17 protein-coding genes and 2 pseudogenes are annotated in these 19,628 nt (G+C 60.9%); 9 read left to right on the forward strand and 10 right to left on the reverse strand.

Translation table 11 applies throughout. The annotated features are described in order from the left end of the window. Positions 1-38 precede the first annotated feature (38 nt). From FHT97_RS26080 to zwf, 4 genes are all read left to right on the forward strand, one after another. Complete coding sequence (locus FHT97_RS26080; protein ID WP_183758409.1) at positions 39-680, forward strand: amino acid ABC transporter permease; 642 nt, start codon at positions 39-41, stop codon at positions 678-680. Further along, positions 677-1,345: an amino acid ABC transporter permease gene (locus tag FHT97_RS26085; protein ID WP_183758411.1), complete on the forward strand. Its 669-nt coding sequence runs from the start codon at positions 677-679 to the stop codon at positions 1,343-1,345. The genes FHT97_RS26080 and FHT97_RS26085 overlap by 4 nt, the downstream gene beginning before the upstream one ends. After that, positions 1,342-2,133, forward strand: coding sequence for an amino acid ABC transporter ATP-binding protein (locus tag FHT97_RS26090; protein WP_183758413.1), 792 nt, complete (start codon positions 1,342-1,344; stop codon positions 2,131-2,133). The genes FHT97_RS26085 and FHT97_RS26090 overlap by 4 nt, the downstream gene beginning before the upstream one ends. 335 nt (positions 2,134-2,468) lie before the next feature. Further along, entirely contained in the window at positions 2,469-3,938 is a 1,470-nt protein-coding gene (gene zwf / locus FHT97_RS26095; RefSeq protein WP_183758415.1) for a glucose-6-phosphate dehydrogenase, read from the forward strand. 485 nt (positions 3,939-4,423) lie between these two features. Here the strand turns inward: zwf and FHT97_RS26100 are convergent, their stop codons facing one another. The 10 genes and pseudogenes from FHT97_RS26100 to FHT97_RS26140 form a co-directional block, all read right to left on the reverse strand. Then, positions 4,424-5,632: an MFS transporter gene (locus FHT97_RS26100; protein ID WP_183864706.1), complete on the reverse strand. Its 1,209-nt coding sequence runs from the start codon at positions 5,630-5,632 to the stop codon at positions 4,424-4,426. A gap of 58 nt (positions 5,633-5,690) precedes the next feature. Beyond that, a pseudogene (locus FHT97_RS31135) lies at positions 5,691-5,973 on the reverse strand (AraC family transcriptional regulator); the annotation flags it as partial. A gap of 715 nt (positions 5,974-6,688) precedes the next feature. Next, positions 6,689-6,913: pseudogene (locus FHT97_RS26105) on the reverse strand (glycosyl transferase); the annotation flags it as partial. A 43-nt stretch (positions 6,914-6,956) separates the two neighbouring features. Further along, on the reverse strand, positions 6,957-7,559 hold the full coding sequence (locus tag FHT97_RS26110) for a hypothetical protein (RefSeq protein WP_183758419.1): 603 nt from the start codon (positions 7,557-7,559) through the stop codon (positions 6,957-6,959). A gap of 147 nt (positions 7,560-7,706) precedes the next feature. Continuing rightward, positions 7,707-7,826, reverse strand: a complete 120-nt coding sequence (locus FHT97_RS26115) for an ABC transporter (RefSeq protein ID WP_183758420.1) — start codon at positions 7,824-7,826, stop codon at positions 7,707-7,709. A gap of 347 nt (positions 7,827-8,173) precedes the next feature. Then, entirely contained in the window at positions 8,174-9,244 is a 1,071-nt protein-coding gene (locus FHT97_RS26120; protein ID WP_183758422.1) for an LLM class flavin-dependent oxidoreductase, read from the reverse strand. A 51-nt stretch (positions 9,245-9,295) separates the two neighbouring features. Beyond that, on the reverse strand, positions 9,296-10,450 hold the full coding sequence (locus tag FHT97_RS26125; protein WP_183758424.1) for an acyl-CoA dehydrogenase family protein: 1,155 nt from the start codon (positions 10,448-10,450) through the stop codon (positions 9,296-9,298). 20 nt (positions 10,451-10,470) lie between these two features. Next, positions 10,471-11,508 carry an ABC transporter substrate-binding protein gene (locus FHT97_RS26130; protein ID WP_183864707.1) on the reverse strand — a complete coding sequence of 346 codons (1,038 nt, stop codon included), beginning with the start codon at positions 11,506-11,508 and terminating at the stop codon, positions 10,471-10,473. 11 nt (positions 11,509-11,519) lie between these two features. Further along, complete coding sequence (locus FHT97_RS26135) at positions 11,520-12,698, reverse strand: LLM class flavin-dependent oxidoreductase (protein ID WP_183864708.1); 1,179 nt, start codon at positions 12,696-12,698, stop codon at positions 11,520-11,522. Positions 12,699-12,721: 23 nt separating this feature from the next. Next, a complete protein-coding gene (locus FHT97_RS26140; RefSeq protein ID WP_183864709.1) occupies positions 12,722-14,329 on the reverse strand; it encodes an ABC transporter substrate-binding protein in 1,608 nt (535 codons plus the stop codon). A gap of 274 nt (positions 14,330-14,603) precedes the next feature. On the opposite strand from FHT97_RS26140, the gene FHT97_RS26145 reads away from it, so the two are divergent. The 5 genes from FHT97_RS26145 to FHT97_RS26165 are packed head-to-tail and all read left to right on the forward strand — an operon-like array spanning position 14,604 to position 19,571. Beyond that, a complete protein-coding gene (locus FHT97_RS26145) occupies positions 14,604-15,593 on the forward strand; it encodes an ABC transporter permease (RefSeq protein ID WP_183864710.1) in 990 nt (329 codons plus the stop codon). Further along, complete coding sequence (locus FHT97_RS26150; protein ID WP_183864711.1) at positions 15,590-16,591, forward strand: ABC transporter permease; 1,002 nt, start codon at positions 15,590-15,592, stop codon at positions 16,589-16,591. The genes FHT97_RS26145 and FHT97_RS26150 overlap by 4 nt, the downstream gene beginning before the upstream one ends. Next, entirely contained in the window at positions 16,591-17,583 is a 993-nt protein-coding gene (locus FHT97_RS26155) for an ABC transporter ATP-binding protein (RefSeq protein ID WP_183758436.1), read from the forward strand. The genes FHT97_RS26150 and FHT97_RS26155 overlap by 1 nt, the downstream gene beginning before the upstream one ends. Next, on the forward strand, positions 17,564-18,499 hold the full coding sequence (locus FHT97_RS26160) for an oligopeptide/dipeptide ABC transporter ATP-binding protein (protein WP_183758438.1): 936 nt from the start codon (positions 17,564-17,566) through the stop codon (positions 18,497-18,499). Before FHT97_RS26155 ends, FHT97_RS26160 begins: the two co-directional genes overlap by 20 nt. A gap of 13 nt (positions 18,500-18,512) precedes the next feature. Then, positions 18,513-19,571, forward strand: coding sequence for an aldo/keto reductase (locus FHT97_RS26165; protein WP_183758440.1), 1,059 nt, complete (start codon positions 18,513-18,515; stop codon positions 19,569-19,571). Positions 19,572-19,628: the final 57 nt, after the last annotated feature.

Below are 19,628 nucleotides of genomic sequence, written 5' to 3' on the forward strand. Positions count from 1 at the left end.
TCGTGCCTTCATGACAGCCAGGCGGGCAAAAGCCGGACATGTCCATCAAACTCTTTGAACTGCTTCTCTACGCGTCGATCTATACAGTGCTGATAAGCGTCGTCTCCATCTTGATTGGCTTCGCCATAGCGATCGTTCTTTCCGGCATGCTGCTGTCGAAGAAGGCCCTGTTCGTCGTTCCTGCACAAATCTTCATCAGCTTCTTCCGCGGTGTGCCGCTGCTTGTGCAATTGCTGCTGATCTACAACATGTTGCCTGCGATCGGACTGAACGTGCCGAGCATCGTTGCTGCGATCGTAGGTCTGTCGCTTTGCACGGCGGCCTACCAGGCGGAAAACATGCGCGGCGGATTCGCCAGCGTCCCGATCGGTCTCGTGGAATCCGCTGAAATGGTGGGACTGACGCCGGGTCAGATCTTCCGGCGCATCAAGGCACCTATCGCACTGAGGCTGACCTTTCCGGCGCTCGTCAACGAGGCAATCCTCATCCTCAAGGCGTCGTCGCTCGTTTCCGTCGTTGGCGTCATCGAACTGACCCGCATGGCGCAGGATCTCGCCGGCAGCACCTTCCTGCCGCTGCAGATATTTGCGGCCGCGGGCCTTATTTATCTCGTCATCAACTGGATCGTGGCGCTTGCTGGTGATCTTATCGAGCGCTCTCTTCCGGGAGTGCCGCGATGACGTTCGACATTAACGTCATCCTTGACCAGTTGCCGGCGATCACAAGTGGCGCCGGCGTCACGATTCTGATCTGGATCGTCGGGACGATCGCTGCCACAATCGTCGGATTTTTCGTCGCTGTCGGTCGGCAGTTCGGTGGCGCGATGCTCAACAAGGCGCTTGGCCTGATCATTGCCGTACTGCGCGGTACCCCGTTCCTTATCCAGATCTTCCTCGTCTATTATGGCGGTCCGTTCATTGGCCTGTCACTCGATCCTCTGCCAGCGGGTCTGATTGGCATCTCGATTTACGGCGCCGCCTACTACAGCGAGATCTTTCGATCAGGTTTCCTTGCCGTTCCCAAAGGTCATATCGAGGCGGGCCAGTGCGTGGGCTTAACCCAGGGGCAGATCATCCGGCGCATCCTGTTGCCCGAGATGACCATGCTCGTGCTGCCTCCGTCGTTAAACATGGCAGTCCTTCTGATGAAAGAAACGGCCGTTCTTTCGATTATCACCGTTCCAGAGCTGACGGCGACGCTGAGTGCGATTGGCGCACAGCAGTATGCCTTCGTCGAAGCTCTATCGGCGCTCGCACTCTTCTATTGGGTGCTCGTTGAGATCACCGGTCGACTTGGCCGTCTCGTAGAAACGAAACTCACCAGATTCAGGTTTTTCAACGCATGAGCCTCCCCGCGATCGCAGTCAAAAATCTCGTCAAGAAGTTTGGGGATACGACAGTCCTCCAGAATGTCGACCTCCAGATCCCGCACGGCCAGGTCTCCTGCCTGATCGGCCCCTCAGGCTCTGGCAAGAGCACGCTCCTTCGCTGCATGGCCTTTCTTGAAGAAGCAACGTCTGGAACCATCACAATCAATGGCGAGGTTCTCGGTTTCACCGAAAGTGCCACGGGGATACGGGAGCGCGTTCCACCTGCTGCCAACCGTGCAATTCGCGCTCAGATCGGCATGGTCTTTCAGCAGTTCAATCTCTGGCCACACATGACAGCGCTAGGAAACGTGAGCGAGGCGCTGAAGACCGTTCACAAGATGAGCCGTAAGGATGCTGAGGAGCGCGCCATGGCGCAGCTTGTGAAGGTCGGGCTTGAAAGCCGGGCGGGTCACTATCCATCGCAGCTTTCCGGTGGACAGCAACAGCGGGTGGCGATCGCCCGGGCGCTCGCCCTCAAGCCGAAGATCATGCTTTTCGACGAGCCGACGTCATCCCTGGACCCAGAGTTGACCGGCGAAGTGCTGAACGTCATGCGCGATCTCGCCGCCGAAGGCATGACAATGGTCGTCGTGTCGCACGAAATCGGCTTTGCGGCCACCGTCGGGCAACAGATCGCATTCCTCGACCATGGAAGAATCGTCTTTACGGGCCCTCCACAAGAGGTCTTCAGAAAGCCCAGAAATGCACGTCTTGAGCAGTTCCTCGACACCTATCTCGATCGTGGAGCGTCCATGTTGCTGTGAGGAGAGCGGTACCATCCGCCGCCATGGGAGAGGTCCTCATGCCGTGACAGGTTCTAGATCGACGACGGCCAAAAGTGGGCTGGTAAGAAAACGACGAAATCGGGTTTTACAGCTTCTGCGCGAGATCGGCGTCCTGTGCCGAGGCGGTGAATACTGGCTCGGGGCGGCCGCACTCGGCCCTTGATTGACATTGAAATCCATGTCCTTATCCAACCTCAGATCGGACGAGGATTTGCCGTGATGGCTTCGGGACGAGGCCAGCTGCTTCGCGACAGCAAGGCGTTGGTGCCGTCGCGGTCTCGTACCACGCGCTGGGTGCAATTGAAGATACTGGGATGGATATTTTGCGCAAGAATTCCACACGGGTCGGCCCCGGCTATCCGCAAGTTGTCGTGCTCGTCGGTGCGACGGGTGATCTCTCCCGGCGTAAATTGCTGCCCGGGTTGTTCCACCTTATCAAAGCTGGCTTCATCCCGGGCTGCCGGATCGTCGGCGTGTCGCTTGACGATATCGATGTCGATGGATTTCGAACCATTGCCCGCGAGTCGCTGGATAAGTTCTTGACCCGCAAGTTTACACAGGCCGAATGGGAGACTTTCGCAGCATCACTTGATTACGCACCGATCGGCGCTGGTGCCGGTGCGCTGAGGGAAGCGGTAAATAGGGCCGAGGAGGCAATGGGGCCGGAAACGCGGCGCGTGCATTACCTGTCGGTGCCGCCGAAAGCAGCGCTCCCGGCCGTGCAGCTTCTCGCCGAGGCTGGGCTGGTGGAGCGTTCCCGTATCATCATGGAAAAGCCGTTCGGAACGGACCTTGCCAGCGCTGTGGAACTAAACACCAAGCTGCACGAGGTGTTCGACGAGAAGCAGATCTTCCGTATTGACCACTTCCTCGGAAAGGAGCCGGCGCAAAACATCCTGGCGTTCCGCTTTGCCAACGGCCTGTTCGAGCCGATCTGGAACCGCAATTTCATCGACCATGTGCAGATCGATGTGCCGGAGACGTTAGGTCTTTCCACCCGCGCGGCATTCTACGAGACCACTGGCGCCTATCGCGACATGGTGGTGACCCACCTCTTTCAGATTCTAGCCTTCATGGCGATGGAGCCGCCTACAGCCCTCGAACCTGCGCCGATCTCCGAGGAGAAGAACAAGGTATTCCGCTCCATGCTGCCGATCGAGCCGCGCGACGTGGTGCGCGGCCAATATATTGGCTATCGCAACGAGCCGGGGGTCGATCCCGAGAGCGACACCGATACGTTCATCGCTCTCAAATGCGCAATCGACAATTGGCGCTGGGCCGGGGTGCCGTTCTTTTTGCGTACTGGCAAGCGTCTGGCTGAAGGGCAGCGCATCATCTCGATTGCCTTCCGCGAGCCCCCGAAATCGATGTTCCCCGCAGGTTCCGGCGTCGGCGCGCAGGGGCCGGATCACCTCACCTTCGACCTCGCCGACGCCTCTAAGGTCTCTCTTTCCTTCTACGGCAAGCGACCCGGACCTGGTTTCCGGCTCGACAAGCTCTCCCTGCAATTCGCCATGAGTGAAACAGGCCTGATCGGCGAAGTTCTGGAGGCATACGAGCGCCTGATCCTCGACGCTATGCGCGGCGACCACACGTTGTTTAATACCGCCGAGGGTATCGAACGGCTCTGGGAGGTCTCGCAGCCGCTACTGGACAATCCGCCGCCGGTGCGCCTTTACGATCAGGGCGGCTGGGGGCCGAAATCGATCCACCAGCTTATCGCACCGCATGCCTGGCGGCTGCCTTTCGAGCGGGCCTGGCGGGATTCGTCAAAGGTCGACTGATGCGCCTAGCCGCTATCAATAGCAATGCGAAACGCCGAATTGACAAGTCTCAGTCAGCCCTCAACCAATCCGCCCGTAACCTCATCGCAATGTCGCTTGGCGCGAAGACTTCATCTTCGCTCGCGATCGTAGCTCGCCGGGACCACAGCGGAGGCCAAACTTGAGCCTACCCTTCCGGGACCGCTTGAACCCGAGTTCAAGGACAAGCATCCAATACTCTTTCATTCCTGCTGCCCCACAACCGGCCTCGCAAACTTCGACGACACGACCAATGGGAGCCTTACAGACGGCCGGTCTTACCTCGGCTCTCATGTTCGATTCGGCCCAGCTATACCGCCTGGGCCGAGGATGATCGCCGGCGGCGCCCATATCCAGAACGCCACTCGGACCGGCCTGCAACGCCCACCCAGCGCCTATCGATGCACAGGGTGGTGACACAGCATCTTCAGTCCGATTGCTTTTGCATCCCAACCCAGACGCAAAGATCAGCTGCGAGGCTGAACCATCGCCAGGGCCACCGTCGATGCAGCTAGGACAGCGGTAAGGGTCAAGGGCCCAATAGCACCGTAGTGGTCGACAATGTAGCCGCCGAAAACCGCGCCGATGCTGATGGCGACCTGAAACGAGACGACCATCAGGCTCCCGGCCGCCTCCAAAGCGTCGGGTGCCCCGCGGGAAAGGTTGGTCGGTAGAACTACCGGGGCCATGCCGAAGGCGAAGCCCCAAAGCGCAACAAGGGTGTACGCAACACTGATATGAGCGCCCCACAACACCAAAGCGCATGCAGCAAACGCCATCAGCGCTGCCGTGACAGCAAGGGCCAGGCCGATACTGGCGTCTGCCATTCGGCCACCGGCGACATTGCCGATCACGGAGGCGACGCCGAATCCTAGCAGTGCCAGGGCGATCGATCGGGTTTCAAGGAGCGTCACTTGTTCAAGGAAGGGGCGCATGTAAACCGAGCCGGCAAAATGGCCGGTCATCAGCAAGAGGATAGCAAGCATTCCCAGTTGAATGCCACGCCGCCGTGTCAGCCGGAAAACATCGGCGAGACTGTTGCTCGTACTTGCAGGCAATGTTGGCAAAGTAAGTACCTGCAGCAGCATTGCAAGCGCGGCAAGCCCCGCTGTCATGGCCATGGCGCTGCGCCATCCCAGCCAGTCGCTGATCAAAGCACCTAGCGATGGTGCAGCGATTGTGGCGAGCGAGACGCCGAGAGTGACGATAGCCATGCCCCGGCCCGTCGCATTGGGGCCAACCAGCCTCGCCACGACGGCAACTGAAAGCGCCCAGAAACCGCTAAGCGCTACGCCCAACCCGGCACGGCCCAACAACAATAGCCAAAAGTCGGTCGCTAACGCTGCAAGGATATTGGATCCGATCGCCAATGCACTGAGACCGACCAGCACCGTCTTGCGGTTCAATCTGCCGATGAGAACATTGCTTAACAGGGCGGTGACAGCACCGACAGAAGCGGTAGCGGTGACGACCTGTCCGGCTGTCCCCTCGGTAATCCCGAGATCGTGCGCCATCGGCGTCAACAGGCCGGCCGGCAGGAACTCGGCCGATACGAGTGCAAAGCTAGTGGCCGCCATCGAAAGAACGGCAGCCCAGGTCGCCGCGTTCCACGTGGATGGCTCGGGGAAATCGACGCCAATTGCTGCCCCATCAAGCTGCGATGTTGTGTCCGTCATACATGTATCTCCTTAGTTAGGAGATGTCATAGACGACCTTCTCAGGATTATCTGTATCCTAAAATCCGAAATTCATGCTCGTTCGTCCGGAATTTGTGCGGTGCGCAACGCCGGGTGGGACTTTAGTGATACGTTTGAAGGCGGAACGAAGGATGCCTCGGACTCATGGTCTGACCGGGACGCAACCTCGGCAACCGACATCCCGCCTTGCCCAACCACTCGCGGGGAAGCTGCATACGTAACCCGGCGAGATAATGTGCCGCTCCTTCTCCCAAGATAGCGCTGAAGTGCTCGGCAAAGATCGAGCGCGTTTGCCCTGCCACGCCGGTGAGGCTTTCGATAGTGGCCAGTGGGATCAAGGTCTCTGAAGTTGCTGCTGAGAAAACGTGGATTATGGGAGTGGGGATCACGATTCTCGGTGCATTGTGCTACGCGGGTACTGCAGTCCTAAAAGCTATTCACGTTCTCATGTTGTTCGGTTGCAGCAAGGCGGTCAAGTATCGCCTTCCGCTGCGAGGGAACAAGATTTTGCTAGGCCATTGATAGGGGAAGCATTCTGCTGCCTTGTCAGAGATCGACCTTGGTCTGAGGGCCTCCGCGACCGAGTGCGACCTAAGTCCATTCCATCGGGGGACCTTCGAATGATGCAAGGTCACGAAACGTTCCTTATGCTCAAATCATCCTCCTTCCCGTAGGATGGGGTGTAGCCCGGATACTTGCGGACGGACCCCCGCAATATCCGGGCGCCTCGTTGGTGAGTAACCAACAGGTCGCGGCCTGATAGGACTTTGGACCTATGATATTGGGACTTTGGTCCGACTGGTTTTGATAGCTTAATGAGGTAACCTCTTGTTCGTCCCGATCGCTGATCTGCGGCAGGACAAGAAGGGAAGCTTCAGCCTCAATTCCCCAAATCGGCTTCCCTTCTCCCTTTAAGTTGGCGCAGACTTTGCCGGGCATTTGGGGTTCGACTATTCGGCCCACTTTCTTTCTACCTCTCTCTATAGCCGCGAGTCGCGGGCGCCGCGCGTGGGGAAATGCCTCTCTAAGGGCCTAGAGCGCTTCGAAACCAATACCGAGAACATGACGGAAATGCACGACACGGGGCACGAGATCGCGCGCGAAGCGCAAGAGGTCCCGGGTGATCGCCTGTGCATGACCATTAGACAACAAGAAGTGGTCGTAGTCGTCCGTGTGAAATAGCAACTTATCTTCACCAAGGCGAAAGCTCATCAGCGCGGACGCAGCATGTCGCGGTACCGGATGCCCGACCCGGGCCAGCGTGGTTCGCTTCGCGCAAATTCCCACTCCCCCACATTCGGTCTTACGACGCGCTTGAAGCGGTGTTCATCTCGCGGAGGTCAGTGATGAACTGCTGGGGTCTCAGCCAGATGCCGGGTATTTTGTAGCCCATGTGGCGGGCAATTTCTCCAGTCCAGGCGTTGCAGTTATTGAAAGTCGCTTCCCAGGTCTTGGACGAGGCCTGCTGCTTTCGGATGAAGGCCACGGCGTCGTTATATTCCTGCTGGGTCAAGAGCACTCGCCAGCTTGCGGAGCGGTATTGTTCTTCGAGATCGCCGTCTGTCCACCCAGTTGTGGCCGGTACCGGCACGAAATGGCCAAGCACGTAGTCGCTCGGATCATGAGAAGCCGGGGCAAGACCGGCGACCTCCGGATTGATCGGGTCTCCGTTCTCGTCCAGCTTGCCAAAGACCACATAGGTGTGGCCGTAGCTAAGCGCAAAGCGCGATCGAAATTCGATGTAATACTGGTTCGCTGCGATTTCCTTGGCTGGCGTGGTCGTTGCTGGCGAATTCCTGCTGGTCGACGTGAAACGCGGTTGTTGTGGCTTGTCTTTGGTTTGGCAGGACGCCAGTGCGCATGCCATCAGAACCACAAGCGACAGACGGCCTTTTCCAAGGTGCATCAAATACGCTCCATTTGCTGGCCCTGTCCCGCGGGCCTGATACAGCGATGAGCCACTCTTGCACGCCGTGGATGTGTAAACGGGGATTAAGCCTGGCGGTTGAAAGGGGAAAGGCCACATTGGCCTTTCCCGAATTTGAAGGCCAACTTACTTGTAAACAGCCTCTGCTGGCGGCGGGGCCTTACCTTTTCCTTTACCGATATCCGCGCAGGCACTCAGATTGGCAACGGCAAGCACTGCAATGGCAATCACTAGAATTCTGCTCATCAAGACGTCCCTCATTGGGTCAGGTTATTGAAGGCAACGAATCAGAGCTTAGTGACTAACCGGGCTTTGGCTAGGCGCAGAAAGACACAGTTTGTAGCCTTCCTACATTAGCAGTTACCAAAATCGCGTACGCCATCGATGACGAGTGCCCGAGCGCCCAGGTGGGCGACGACGGAGAATGACGATGTCGTGCGCACTTAATCACGCGAAACCGCATGGCCGACCATCACGGTTCGTGGGTACCGCTACGTCTTCGAAACAGAGCGTCCAAGACAGGCCCGCGGCGTGTTAGGGTCTTGTCTCCAGCCGTCGCAAATACCACCGCGAGTTTGATCGTCACTTACGCTTCAGCCGCGCAGAAGCGGCAGCAACTGATTTCCCTGCCGTCTGATCTCCGTGAGGTAAGGCGTGTCGGAGAGCACGAAATGGCTAATGCCGAGATCCTGGTATTTGCGCAACGACTTGGCGACGTCAGCTGCCGAGCCGACCAGCCAGGTCGTGCCGGCGCCGCCGCCGCCATATTTGCCGGGCGCCGTATAGAGGTTGTCGTCGAGGACGTCGCCTGACCGATGCAGGTCGAACAGCCGCTGCTGGCCGACCGCGACTGCCCTGCGGTGATCGCTCCAGCCGGCGCCATTACTGTTCGCCATCTCCGCAACCTTGGCCTCGGCGTCGGTCCACGCCTGCTCGGTCGTGTCGCGCACCAGTGTCGTGATCCGTAGCCCGAATTCAAGCGGCGGCAGATCCCGGTCGAGTTCGCGGCTCAGCGCCTTCAGGCGGGCGATGCGCTCGCGAACACCGTCGAGCGGCTCGCCCCAGAACAGCTGGACATCCGCCTCGGTGGCAGCGACCCTTTCGGCCGCCTCGGAGGCTCCGCCGAAATAGAGCTTCGGGTGGCGACGATTTCCGCGAGGCTCGATGCGTGGCACGACGGTCGATTCGGCGACGCCGAAGTGCTCGCCGTCATAGCTGACGTTCTCCTCGGTCCAGAGCCTGCGGACCAGCCGCATGAATTCCTTGGTGCGGGCGTAGCGTTCTGACTGATCTCCCTCCTGGTCGCCATAAGCGGCGAGATTGTCGAGACCTGAGACGATATTGACGCGCACGCGGCCGCCGGTGAGATGGTCGAGCGTTGCGGCGGCGGAGGCGAAGTTCGCCGGTCGCCAGTAGCCGGGGCGGATCGCTATCAGCGGCTCGAACGTCGTCGTGCTCGCCGCAAGTGCTGCGGCAACGGTGAAGGTATCTGGTCTGCCCCAGCCGGTTCCGATGAGCGCGCCCTTCCATCCGTGCTGTTCAAGTGCTCGGGCGTGCTCCGTCAGCGTGGAAAGGCTGTTGTGATTGTCAACGACGGTATCGCCACGGTGTCCCGGCCTCGTGTCATTAGGGATGTACCAAAGGAATTCGCTGTCTTTGCTCATGGTTAGCCTGCATTTGTGAATCCGACCCGTGAACTCGTGGCCACGTCCCCGCTATCGTGATGCGAGGCGAGCAAGCGCATTACGGGCGGCGATGGTGCGGATCATGTGGCTCTGCGGGGCATGGGAGCGCGCCGTGATGGCATCGCGATGGTGGCGCTCCAGCTGGAAGTCGCGATTGAGGCCGGGATTGCCGGCAAGCTCAAGCGCGAGGCTGGTGATCGCGACCGCGTTGTCGATGACCACATGGCGGACATGCATGCCATCCATTCCCACAGCCCTGCCGGCATCAACGTCTTCGCCGAGAGAGCGGAGCAAGCGGGCATTGGTGGCGAGCCGGACTTCGATTTCTCCAAGGCCATCCTGAATGCGGGGAACGGTCGAGAGCGGAGCGCCCAGGCTTGCCGGTGAATGGTGGGCGGCGAAGGTTAGCACGCGGTCGCGCGCCGAAAGCGCAACGCCGTGGTAAACTGCTGATATCAGCGAGAAGAAGAAGGCAGTTGCATGTTCCTCGCGGCGCAGCGGCTCGGAAGCCGGCTGGGCTTCGATGATGTCTTCGAGTGGAACGGCGACATTGTCGAGGATGATGTCGTCGCTAGCGGTTGCATGCATGCCGGCGGCGTTCCATGCCTTTTCGATACGCAGGCCGGGGCTGTCCGTGGGAACGAGGAAGGACGCCAGACGCGGTTCGTCCTCGTCGGTCAGCGCCAGCAGCGCGACCCATTTGAGCACCGGGATGCCGGTCACGTAGCTCTTGTGGCCGCTGATGCGCCAGACGTTGCCGTCGCGGCGCGCGACGGTTTCCGGCAGTGCGCCGTGGGCGGGCGAGCCGATACGAGGCTCCGCCTGGGCGGCATTGATCAGGGCGGGACCCGAACGGTTGGCTGTGAGTACCCGCTCCGAAAGGTGGGCCGGCCACTTTGCGAAGCGGCGCAGGACATAGTGGCTGTTGTAGTGCATGGCAAGCACGAGCGCGGTCGAGGGTTCGCCGCGCGCGATTTCGCTGATCACGGCTTGCGCCTCCGCAAGCCCGCCGCCGTGCCCACCATGCTCGGGAGCGGTTACCAGACCAAGCAGGCCGGCTTCGAAGAGACGCGTGAAGTTCTCGAACGGGAATTCCCCCGTTGCGTCATGGTGAGCGGCACGTTCGGCGAAATCGACGGCGAGACGCCGTGCCTTGTCGACCGGGTCGATGTTTTCCTGAAGCATGGTGCTATTGGTCTCCCTGTTCAGGCCACGGCGCGCCTGAAGAAGACGTCGATGTGGCGGCGATCCACCCAATCGGCAATGTCGAAATCGGCGGCGAGGAAACCGAAATCGCGCAGGAAATCCTTGTAGTGGCCGATCGCGTCCACCAGTTCGGGCTGCAGCCCAAGGCCCAGGTGCTTATGGATGTCAGGACCATTGGCGGCGAGAACCTGTTCTTCCGTGGCGCCCGCCTCGCGGGCGACGAAGCGCCTCGTTTCCTCGGGATGCGCTTCGGCCCATGCGCTAGCCTTGAAGATCGATTCCAGCAGGCGGCTGACGAGATCCGGCCGCTCGTCGGCTAGCAGTTCGTCCACCGTCAGGACGCGCGGCGAGCCAGAATTGATGCGGATCTTCGGATCGGGATGAAAGCCGAACTCTGCCACCTCAACGGCACCGATGAGGTTGGCGACATTGATACCGGCCGTACCCTTCACATAGATGGCGTCGATGTCACCGCGAATGAGAGCCGCGACCTCCTCGCCATAGGCCTGCCGACGCTTCAGACCGAAGAGGGACGGGCCTTCCTGCGTCGAGAGCACCGAGTCTGACAGCGCGATGTCGATGATCTCGACTTCGTCGAGCGCCAGGCCTTCCAGCGACAGCGCCGAAAGCAGCCCCTTCAATGCGGTGGCGCGCATGAAATCGACGATGCCTTCCGGTCGGCGGGCGATGCCGAAGCGGCGCCCTTTCAGATCCTTCGTGGTCTTTATGCCGGTTTCCGGTAGGGTGATGATCGCCTGGAACTCGTCGGTCCAGGTGATGCCGATGAGGCGCGTCTTGCGCCCCTCCGAGCGTGCCCGGATTGGTGGAACGTTGCCGCCGTGACGGAACGACCAGTCGAGCGTGTGGTTGAAATGGCTCTGGCGGATATTGCGGTCGGGTGAATCGATGATCGATTTCAGCGTCACGCCGTCCTTGCGGAAGTTTTCCTCGAGATAGCCGAGCTGCGCAGCAAGGCCGACGGGCGTCGGCACCGGGCAGCGCGTGTACCAGATTTCGGAAATGGCATTACTTGTCATGGTGCTTCTCCTCAGTGGCGCAGGCCGGCTTGCTTCATCAGGGGCAGGACGTCGGTGCCGAAGAATTCGAGATCGTCACGGAAGTCGAAGAAGCTGAGTTGCAGACCATCGACGCCGGCCTCCTTCAGCTTGACGAACTGATCGACCACCTGCTCGGGCGAGCCGATGACGCGGATGTTGCCGCCGATAGGGCGGTAGGGATCCTGCGGGTCGCGACCCTTCCAGGCCTGGGCATCCGAGTTCAGTGACTGGAAGCCTTGTGGCGAACGCTGGTCAGCATGGGCGACGATGCGGTCGGCGAGCTCCCAGGCCTCCTTCTCCGTCGGCCGGCAGATCACCATCGGGTTCAACAATGTACGCACTGTACGCCCGACGCTGATTGCCGAATCCTTCACCCGCTTCGTATGCGCGGGCAGCGATTCCAGCGCGCTGTCGATGTCCGCACCGGTCGGGCTGGTGATGAAGACGATATCCGAATAGCGGCCGGCAAAAGCAATGCCGGCGTCCGAACCGGTGGCGTTGACGAGGATCGGGCGGCCGAAGTTGGGCTTCGGCGTGACGAAGCCGCCGCCGAGCTTCCAACTACTTTCGCCCTCGAAGGAGAAGTTCTCGCTGTCGCTCCAAAGGCGCTGGACGACCTCGAGGAATTCGGCCGCCAGTTCGTAGCGCTTGTCGTGCTCGATGCGCGGCCAGCCGAACATCTCGTGCTCGACGGCGCGGTGCCCGGTGACGACGTTGATACCCCAGCGCCCGCCTGTGATGTGGTCGAGCGTCGCGCCGAATTTCGCCAGATGCAGGGGATGCCATGGGCCATAGAGCACATGTATGGTCGAGATCAGCATGATCTTCCTGGTGAGGCCGGCAAGTGCTGCCGTCGAGACGAAGCTGTCCAGCGCCTGGCCGTCGAAGACGCCGCCATAGCCGCCCTTCGGCAGCCATTGTGATAGCGCGAAGACGAGATCGAAGCCGAGTTCTTCGGCCTTCAGCGTCAGCGCCTTGTTGTAGTCGAAGCGCCAGTCGGTCGACCGCTCGAGTGTCGATTGCGTCCAGCCGCCCGCCTGGATCGGCAGGAAGAGACCGAGCAGAACCGGCTGCTTGAGTGCCTGCGAGAGCGGGCTTTCCGGAAAATCGGTCGGGGCGGAAAAATTCGGCAAGCCGACGATCGAGCCGGGACGATGTTGAATGGACATGGTTGTTCTCCCGTTTCTCCGGCTCAGGACGCTGCGACGTAGGCAAAGGCAAGGCTGCCCGCGATGCCTTCGCCGCCGATCGTGTGGTCGGAGATGCGCTTGTTGTAGATCGTCAGTTCCGGCTGGCTGACGACGTCGATCGCCGGAACATCCTCGACGAGGATCTGCTGGATCTGGCGCCACTGCTCGACGCGCTTTGCCGGGTCGACCTCGATGGCGGCGGCCTCGAGCAGTTCATCGACCTTGGGGTTGCTGTAGGCAGCGCCGTTCGAGAAGGGGACGCCCGGCTTGAAGTTCTTGCTCCAGTAGAGGCGCTGGACGCCGACCGTTGGATCGAAGAGATTGCTCATGCCTTCGAATGCGAAGTCGAAATCGCGGTCCGTGTAGATCCGCTTCGTGTAGGTCGCGAAATCCTGGCTGCGGACCTTCGCATCAATGCCGACCTTGGCAAGCGCCTGGCGGATATATTCCGAACCCCGCGGATAGGTTTCGCCACTCGGCACGAAGTCGAGATTGATGCGGGCGCGGATGCCGTCGGCGCCGCGCGGGTAACCGGCTTCGTCGAGAAGCTTCTCGGCGGCGGCGAGATCGATCGGGTATGTCTTGAGATCCGGCACAAACCACTTCGCAAGGTTCGGATTGATCGGGCCGGGGATGGCTGCGCCATAGCCATAGTTGATGGTGTTGAGAATGACGTTGCGATCAATGACGTGCGCAAAGGCGCGACGTACCCTCACGTCCTTGAAGAACGGGCGCTCGAGGTTGAATTCGATGCGGCTGACGCCGTTCTGGTATTGGTAGCCCTTGGTCTCGAAGGCCAGCCCTTCGGCGCTCTGTAGCCGTTCGAGATCGCTGAGCGGTACGGGTGTCGAGGGTGCGAGATCGATTTCGCCGGTCTCGATCGCAATCGAGCGAGCGGCGGCATCCGGGATGAAGCGGATGATCAGTTGGTCGAGATAGGGGCGAGGCTGATCCCAGTAATCAGGGTTGCGCTCATAGACGATGTGGCTGCCGCGCACCCATTCCTTGAACTTGAAAGGACCGGTTCCGATTGGCGCGAGATTGGCCGGATTTTCCGCGACCTTGGTGCCTTCATAGATATGGCGTGGCACGATCGGTGTTTCCGAGGCGGCAAGCGCGGTGATCAGATAGGGCGCGGGCTTGGAAAGCTTCAGGACGGCCGTCTGCGCGTCGGGCGTTTCAATATCGACCAGATTGAGGAAGGTGTTGCGGCCACGCGGGTGCACTTCCTTCAGGGTCTTGATTGAGAAGGCAACGTCGGCGGAAGTGAAGGGGTGCCCGTCATGCCATTTCACGCCGTCGCGCAGCTTGAAGGTATAGGTCAGTCCGTCAGGGCTGACAGTCCACTCCCTGGCCAGCAGCGGCTTCGGATTGAGATCGAAGTCGTAGGTGAGAAGGCCTTCCGTGGTCTTCGGTGAGACATAGACCGCGTTATAAGCCGTATGGGCGATCGTCGTCAGGACGGGCGGCTCGGCGGCCAGCAGAAGCGTTGCCGTGCCGCCGCGCGTTGCCGTCGCCGCAAAGGCGGGAAGCCGCGCTGTGGCGGTGACGCCGAGTGCGACCGAGGCCAGAAGAAAGCTGCGGCGCGTGGGTGCGGGAAATAGTGACATCTTGTTCAACCCTCATGATCCAGGGGCCGTCACGGCCCGCTTCTGTGTCATTCCGCGGATCGAGCCTGCCTTAGAGATTTTTGCCCCGTGACTGCTTTGAAGTGGGACAAAAACCTACTCAGTGTCGATATGCGGTATCATATTTCTAAAAGAACGCTAAAGCACGTATTCGTTGGAATTATTTACCAATATGGATTTGACAAAACCCACAGAATTAGTCAACTACTAAGCGACGAGACGAGGTGAATTCTTTTCAGATCGCGAGGTGGGGCACATGTCGGCTTACAGGCGGATAGGTCGAACGATCAGCAGGACGATCATTCAGGCCGTGCCCACAATGCTCGGGATTGTCATCCTCAATTTCTTCCTGCTGAAGCTGGCACCCGGCGATGCGGCCGATGTGATGGCGGCGGAATCCGGCTCGGCCACGGTCGAGACGATGGCAGCACTGCGCGAGCGCTTCGGGCTCGATAACCCGATCCTCGTTCAGCTTGCCAACTATCTGAACAACCTCGCGCATTTCAGCCTTGGCTTTTCGCCGCGCTACGGCTTGCCGGTCGCCGATCTGATCGGCCAGCGGCTACCCGGCACGCTCGTGCTCATGGTGGCGGCACTGGCGATCGCAATTGCCGTTGGACTGCTGCTCGGTTCGCTGATGGCCGCCTTTTCCGGGCGCCTTCCGGATCGTATCATTTCCGTCGTCTCGTTGCTCTTCTATTCTATCCCCGGCTTCTGGATTGGCCTGATGCTGATCCTGCTCTTCTCGGTCAAGCTTGGATGGCTGCCGAGCGGCGGAGACAGCACGATTGGCTCGCGGCTGACAGGGCTCCCGGCACTGCTCGACAGGGCGCGCTACATGGTGCTGCCAGCAACATCTCTCGCGCTTTTCTATCTGGCGATCTATGCCCGCCTGACGCGCGCCTCGATGCTGGAAGTCAAATCGCAGGATTTTGTGCGCACCGCGCGCGCCAAGGGTGTCTCACCTTTCGTGCTGACGACGCGACACGTCCTTCGCAACGCCCTGATCCCGATCACCACCATGGCCGGCATGCACTTTGGCGGCATGCTGGGCGGTGCGGTCGTGGTCGAGACCGTCTATAGCTGGCCCGGCCTCGGGCGCCTTGCCTTCGAAGCCGTCATGGCCCGCGATTTCAGCGTGCTGCTCGGCATTCTCCTCCTGTCTTCCTTCCTCGTGATCGTCGCCAATGCCGCCGTCGACCTGCTGCAGGCGTGGATCGATCCCCGAATTGGAGCAAGCCGATGAACAGTCAAAAACTTGGAACACTGGCCGGCCAGGCGATCGACTTCGCGCCGCAGACAAAGGTCGAGCGCGATCAAGCAGCACCGGAAGCGCCCAAGCCGCGCTGGACACACATCCACGCCCCAGACGTCCGCGCTTCGGTTTCGGGTACGGCGTGGCGCGGCATGCGCCGGGAGTTGAAAGTCTTTCTCGGCAACTACAATGCACTGTTTGGTACAGGCATTCTGCTGCTCGTTGCCCTGTCGGCCTTGTTGGCGCCGCTTGTCTTTCCCGGTGACCCGCTCGAGATGGTGGCGCGACCCTTCCTGTGGCCCGGTCAGAACCCTGCCTATCCGCTTGGTACGGATTCCATGGGCCGCAATGTGCTTGCCGGTATCGTTCACGGCGCCCGGATATCGCTGACCGTCGGGCTCGCGGCCACCGCGCTCGGCTTGACGGTGGGGATCGCCATGGGCGCCGTCGCCGGCTATTTCGGTGGTCTGATCGACGACGTGCTGGTCAAGTTCATCGAGATCTTCCAGACCATTCCTAGCTTCGTGCTGCTCGTCGTTCTCGTGGCGATCGCCCAACCGACGACAGGGACCGTGACCATCGCCATTGCGATCGTCTCCTGGCCAACGGTGGCGCGGCTGACGCGCGCGGAATTCCGAGCCATTCGCGAGAAGGATTATGTTCAGGCTGCCCGTAGCCTCGGCTTTGGTCATGCTCGCATCATCTTCCGCGAGATCCTTCCCAATGCGCTGCCGCCGCTGATCGTCACGTCGTCGGTGATGGTGGCAAGCGCCATCCTGATGGAATCGGCGCTCTCCTTCATGGGGCTTGGCGATCCCAACCGCGTTTCCTGGGGTTCGATGATCGGCGCCGGGCGCGATGTCATCCGCACCGCCTGGTACCTGACGGCGCTGCCCGGTCTTGCGATCGTCTTCACCGTGCTCTCGCTCAACCTGATTGGCGATGGTCTGAACGATGCGCTGAACCCGCGCTTTTCGGAGGATCGCTGATGGCAAAGCTTCTCGAAGTTAACGACTTCTCGGTGCGCTTTGGGGCGGCCGAACCTGTGAAGGGAGTCAGCTTTTCCGCCAATCCTGGCGAGATGCTCGCCATCGTCGGGGAATCCGGCTCGGGCAAGTCGCTGACGGCGCTCGGCCTGATGGGCCTTTTGCCGCGGCACGCGAAGGCTGGCGGGCAGATCCGCTTCGACGGCCGTGATCTTGTCGGCCTCCCGGAACGGGACCTGCGCCGCATCCGTGGCCGCGACATTGCCATGATCTTTCAGGAGCCGATGACATCGCTCAATCCGGTGCTGACAATCGGCGATCAGATCATCGAAGTGTTGCGCATTCATGAGGATCTCAGCCGGCGTCAGGCTCGCGAGCGCGCCGTTGCACTGTTGGATCTCGTCAGCATCCCCGACGCCCGCCGCCGCATAGACGAATACCCGCACCAGCTTTCCGGCGGCATGCGCCAGCGCGTGATGATCGCCATTGCGGTCGCCTGCAATCCGAAACTGCTGATCGCCGATGAAGCGACGACCGCACTTGACGTGACGATCCAGGCGCAGGTGCTGCAGCTGCTCGATAGCCTTCGCGTGCGGCTGAACATGGCGGTCATCCTGATCACCCACGATCTCGGCATCGTTGCGCAATGGGCCGACCGCGTCGTCGTCATGTATGCCGGGCGCAAGATCGAGGAGGGGCTTCCGGGCGAGGTGTTCGACGAGCCGTATCACCCCTATACAAACGGCCTCCTGTCGGCATCGCCGCGCCTGAAGGCCGATTACCACTATCGCGACGGGCCGCTCTCGGAAATCCCGGGTTCGATCGTTTCGGCGGCGGGCGAGAAAGGCTGTTCGTTCCGCCCACGCTGTCCGGTGGCGCGGCCCTCCTGCGCGTCCGTCGTACCGCAACTCATCGCACTGCCCGCTGGCCGACAGGTGGCGTGCCCGTATGTTCCAGCCATTGCGGAGAAGGCTCATGTCGCTTCTGTCGGTTGATCGGCTTTCGACCCATTATCCCGGAGCCGCTGGCACCGTGCGCGCCGTCGATGGTGTTTCCCTGGAGATTGCAGAGGGCGAGACGGTGGCGCTGGTCGGCGAATCCGGCTGTGGCAAGTCCACGCTCGGCAAATCGCTGGTGCGGCTTGTCGATCCCTTGTCTGGCAGCGTTACTTTCAAGGGTAGGGACGTCACCGCCATGGCGGGGCGCGAACTGCAGTCCGTCCGGCGCAGCATCCAGATGATCTTCCAGGATCCGTTCGCGTCCCTCAACCCGAGACAGACGATCCGCACAATCCTGACCGCACCGCTTGCGGTTCATGGCATCGGCGAGCGCAAGCAGCGCGAGACGATCGCCTCACAGATGGTTGCTCATGTCGGCCTGCCGGCGGATTCGCTCGATCGCTATCCGCATGAGTTCTCCGGCGGCCAGCGCCAGCGTATCGGCATCGCCCGTGCGCTCATCCTGCAGCCGGAACTCGTCATTTGCGACGAACCGGTTTCGGCGCTAGACCTCTCGATCCAGGCGCAGATCCTCAATCTGCTGGTCGAGATGAAGACGGAGCTCTCGCTTTCCTATCTCTTCATCTCTCACGATCTCTCCGTCGTTCGCTATTTCGCCGATCGCGTGCTCGTCATGTATCTCGGCCGCATCGTCGAGAGCGCTGCGACGAGCGAGCTGTGGAAGGGCGCCAAACATCCCTACACGCAAGCGCTGCTCGCCGCCGTGCCCGATCCGTCGCGGCGCAAGCAGGCCGCGCCCATCACCGGCGATCTGCCAAGCCCGCACAATCCACCGGCCGGCTGCCGCTTCCATACGCGCTGTCCGCTCGCCACCGATATTTGTCGATCCGAAGATCCAGCATTCCGCCAGTTCGGCAGCGGCCACGCCGCCGCCTGCCACCATGCTCAGTAAGAAGGAGAATACAATGGTCGATTATCGCTATCTCGGGCGCAGTGCGCTCAAGGTGTCACCGCTCAGCCTGGGAACCATGATGTTCGGTGGCCCGACGCCTGACGATGTCGCGTTCCGCATCATCGACAAGGCGCGCGAGCAGGGGATCAACTTCATCGATACCGCCGATGTTTATCACGACGGCAAGTCGGAAGAGGTTGTCGGCAAGGGTATCAAGGCGCATCGCGATCACTGGGTTCTGGCGACGAAGTTCGTCAATTCGCACAAGAAGGGCCCGAACCTCGGCGGTCATTCCCGCAAGTGGGTGATCGAGACTGTCGAGAATTCGCTGCGCCGTCTCAACACCGACTATATCGACATCCTCTATTTCCACCGCGCCGTCTTCGATGCGCCGCTGGAAGAGCCGGTGCGCGCGATCGCCGACCTGATCCGCGCCGGCAAGCTGCGCTATTTCGGCGTCTCCAACTTCCGCGGCTGGCGCATCGCCGAAGTCGCGCAGCTCGCCGATGAACTCGGTATCGATCGTCCGGTGGCAAGCCAGCCGCTTTACAACATCGTCAACCGCACCGCCGAAGCCGAGCAGCTGCCGGCCGCCCATCACTATGGTCTCGGCGTCGTTTCCTACTCGCCGCTCGCCCGTGGCGTTCTGACCGGCAAGTACGAGCCGGGCAAGGAGCCGGCTGCCGACACGCGCGCCGGTCGCGGCGACAAGCGCATCCTCGAGACGGAATGGCGTCCTGAATCGATTGCCATCGCCACCGAGATCGCTGCGCACGCGACCCGCAAGGGGATATCGCCGACCGAGTTCGCGCTCGCCTGGGTGCTGAACAACAAGCTGATCTCGGCGGCCATCGCCGGTCCGCGCACGGAAGAGCATTGGGACAGCTATATCCGCGCGCTGGACGTCAAGCTCGACGCCGAGGACGAGGCGCTGGTCGACCGGCTGGTCACGACGGGGCATCCCTCGACGCCAGGCTTCAACGATCCGAGCCATCCGGTCGAAGGTCGTGTGCCGCGTAGCGCTGCAGCCGGTTCCGACAATGTCGTGCCGCTGACACGCGCTGTCGCCTGATCATGACTTTGGGGATCCGCCGATATGGCGGGTCCCTTCTTTTCTTTTCCCGGCCGA

The sequence above is a fragment of the Rhizobium sp. BK399 genome (assembly GCF_014194695.1).
In the GTDB taxonomy this organism is placed as follows: domain Bacteria; phylum Pseudomonadota; class Alphaproteobacteria; order Rhizobiales; family Rhizobiaceae; genus Rhizobium.

Bases quoted from the DNA above. Each gene is read 5' to 3' on its own strand.
- FHT97_RS26080 (WP_183758409.1), top strand. From the start codon at position 39: ATGTCCATCAAACTCTTTGAACTGCTTCTCTACGCGTCGATCTATACA.
- FHT97_RS26085 (WP_183758411.1), top strand. From the start codon at position 677: ATGACGTTCGACATTAACGTCATCCTTGACCAGTTGCCGGCGATCACA.
- FHT97_RS26090 (WP_183758413.1), top strand. From the start codon at position 1,342: ATGAGCCTCCCCGCGATCGCAGTCAAAAATCTCGTCAAGAAGTTTGGG.
- zwf (WP_183758415.1), top strand. From the start codon at position 2,469: ATGGATATTTTGCGCAAGAATTCCACACGGGTCGGCCCCGGCTATCCG.
- FHT97_RS26100 (WP_183864706.1), bottom strand. From the start codon at position 5,632: ATGACGGACACAACATCGCAGCTTGATGGGGCAGCAATTGGCGTCGAT.
- FHT97_RS26110 (WP_183758419.1), bottom strand. From the start codon at position 7,559: ATGCACCTTGGAAAAGGCCGTCTGTCGCTTGTGGTTCTGATGGCATGC.
- FHT97_RS26115 (WP_183758420.1), bottom strand. From the start codon at position 7,826: ATGAGCAGAATTCTAGTGATTGCCATTGCAGTGCTTGCCGTTGCCAAT.
- FHT97_RS26120 (WP_183758422.1), bottom strand. From the start codon at position 9,244: ATGAGCAAAGACAGCGAATTCCTTTGGTACATCCCTAATGACACGAGG.
- FHT97_RS26125 (WP_183758424.1), bottom strand. From the start codon at position 10,450: ATGCTTCAGGAAAACATCGACCCGGTCGACAAGGCACGGCGTCTCGCC.
- FHT97_RS26130 (WP_183864707.1), bottom strand. From the start codon at position 11,508: ATGACAAGTAATGCCATTTCCGAAATCTGGTACACGCGCTGCCCGGTG.
- FHT97_RS26135 (WP_183864708.1), bottom strand. From the start codon at position 12,698: ATGTCCATTCAACATCGTCCCGGCTCGATCGTCGGCTTGCCGAATTTT.
- FHT97_RS26140 (WP_183864709.1), bottom strand. From the start codon at position 14,329: ATGTCACTATTTCCCGCACCCACGCGCCGCAGCTTTCTTCTGGCCTCG.
- FHT97_RS26145 (WP_183864710.1), top strand. From the start codon at position 14,604: ATGTCGGCTTACAGGCGGATAGGTCGAACGATCAGCAGGACGATCATT.
- FHT97_RS26150 (WP_183864711.1), top strand. From the start codon at position 15,590: ATGAACAGTCAAAAACTTGGAACACTGGCCGGCCAGGCGATCGACTTC.
- FHT97_RS26155 (WP_183758436.1), top strand. From the start codon at position 16,591: ATGGCAAAGCTTCTCGAAGTTAACGACTTCTCGGTGCGCTTTGGGGCG.
- FHT97_RS26160 (WP_183758438.1), top strand. From the start codon at position 17,564: ATGTCGCTTCTGTCGGTTGATCGGCTTTCGACCCATTATCCCGGAGCC.
- FHT97_RS26165 (WP_183758440.1), top strand. From the start codon at position 18,513: ATGGTCGATTATCGCTATCTCGGGCGCAGTGCGCTCAAGGTGTCACCG.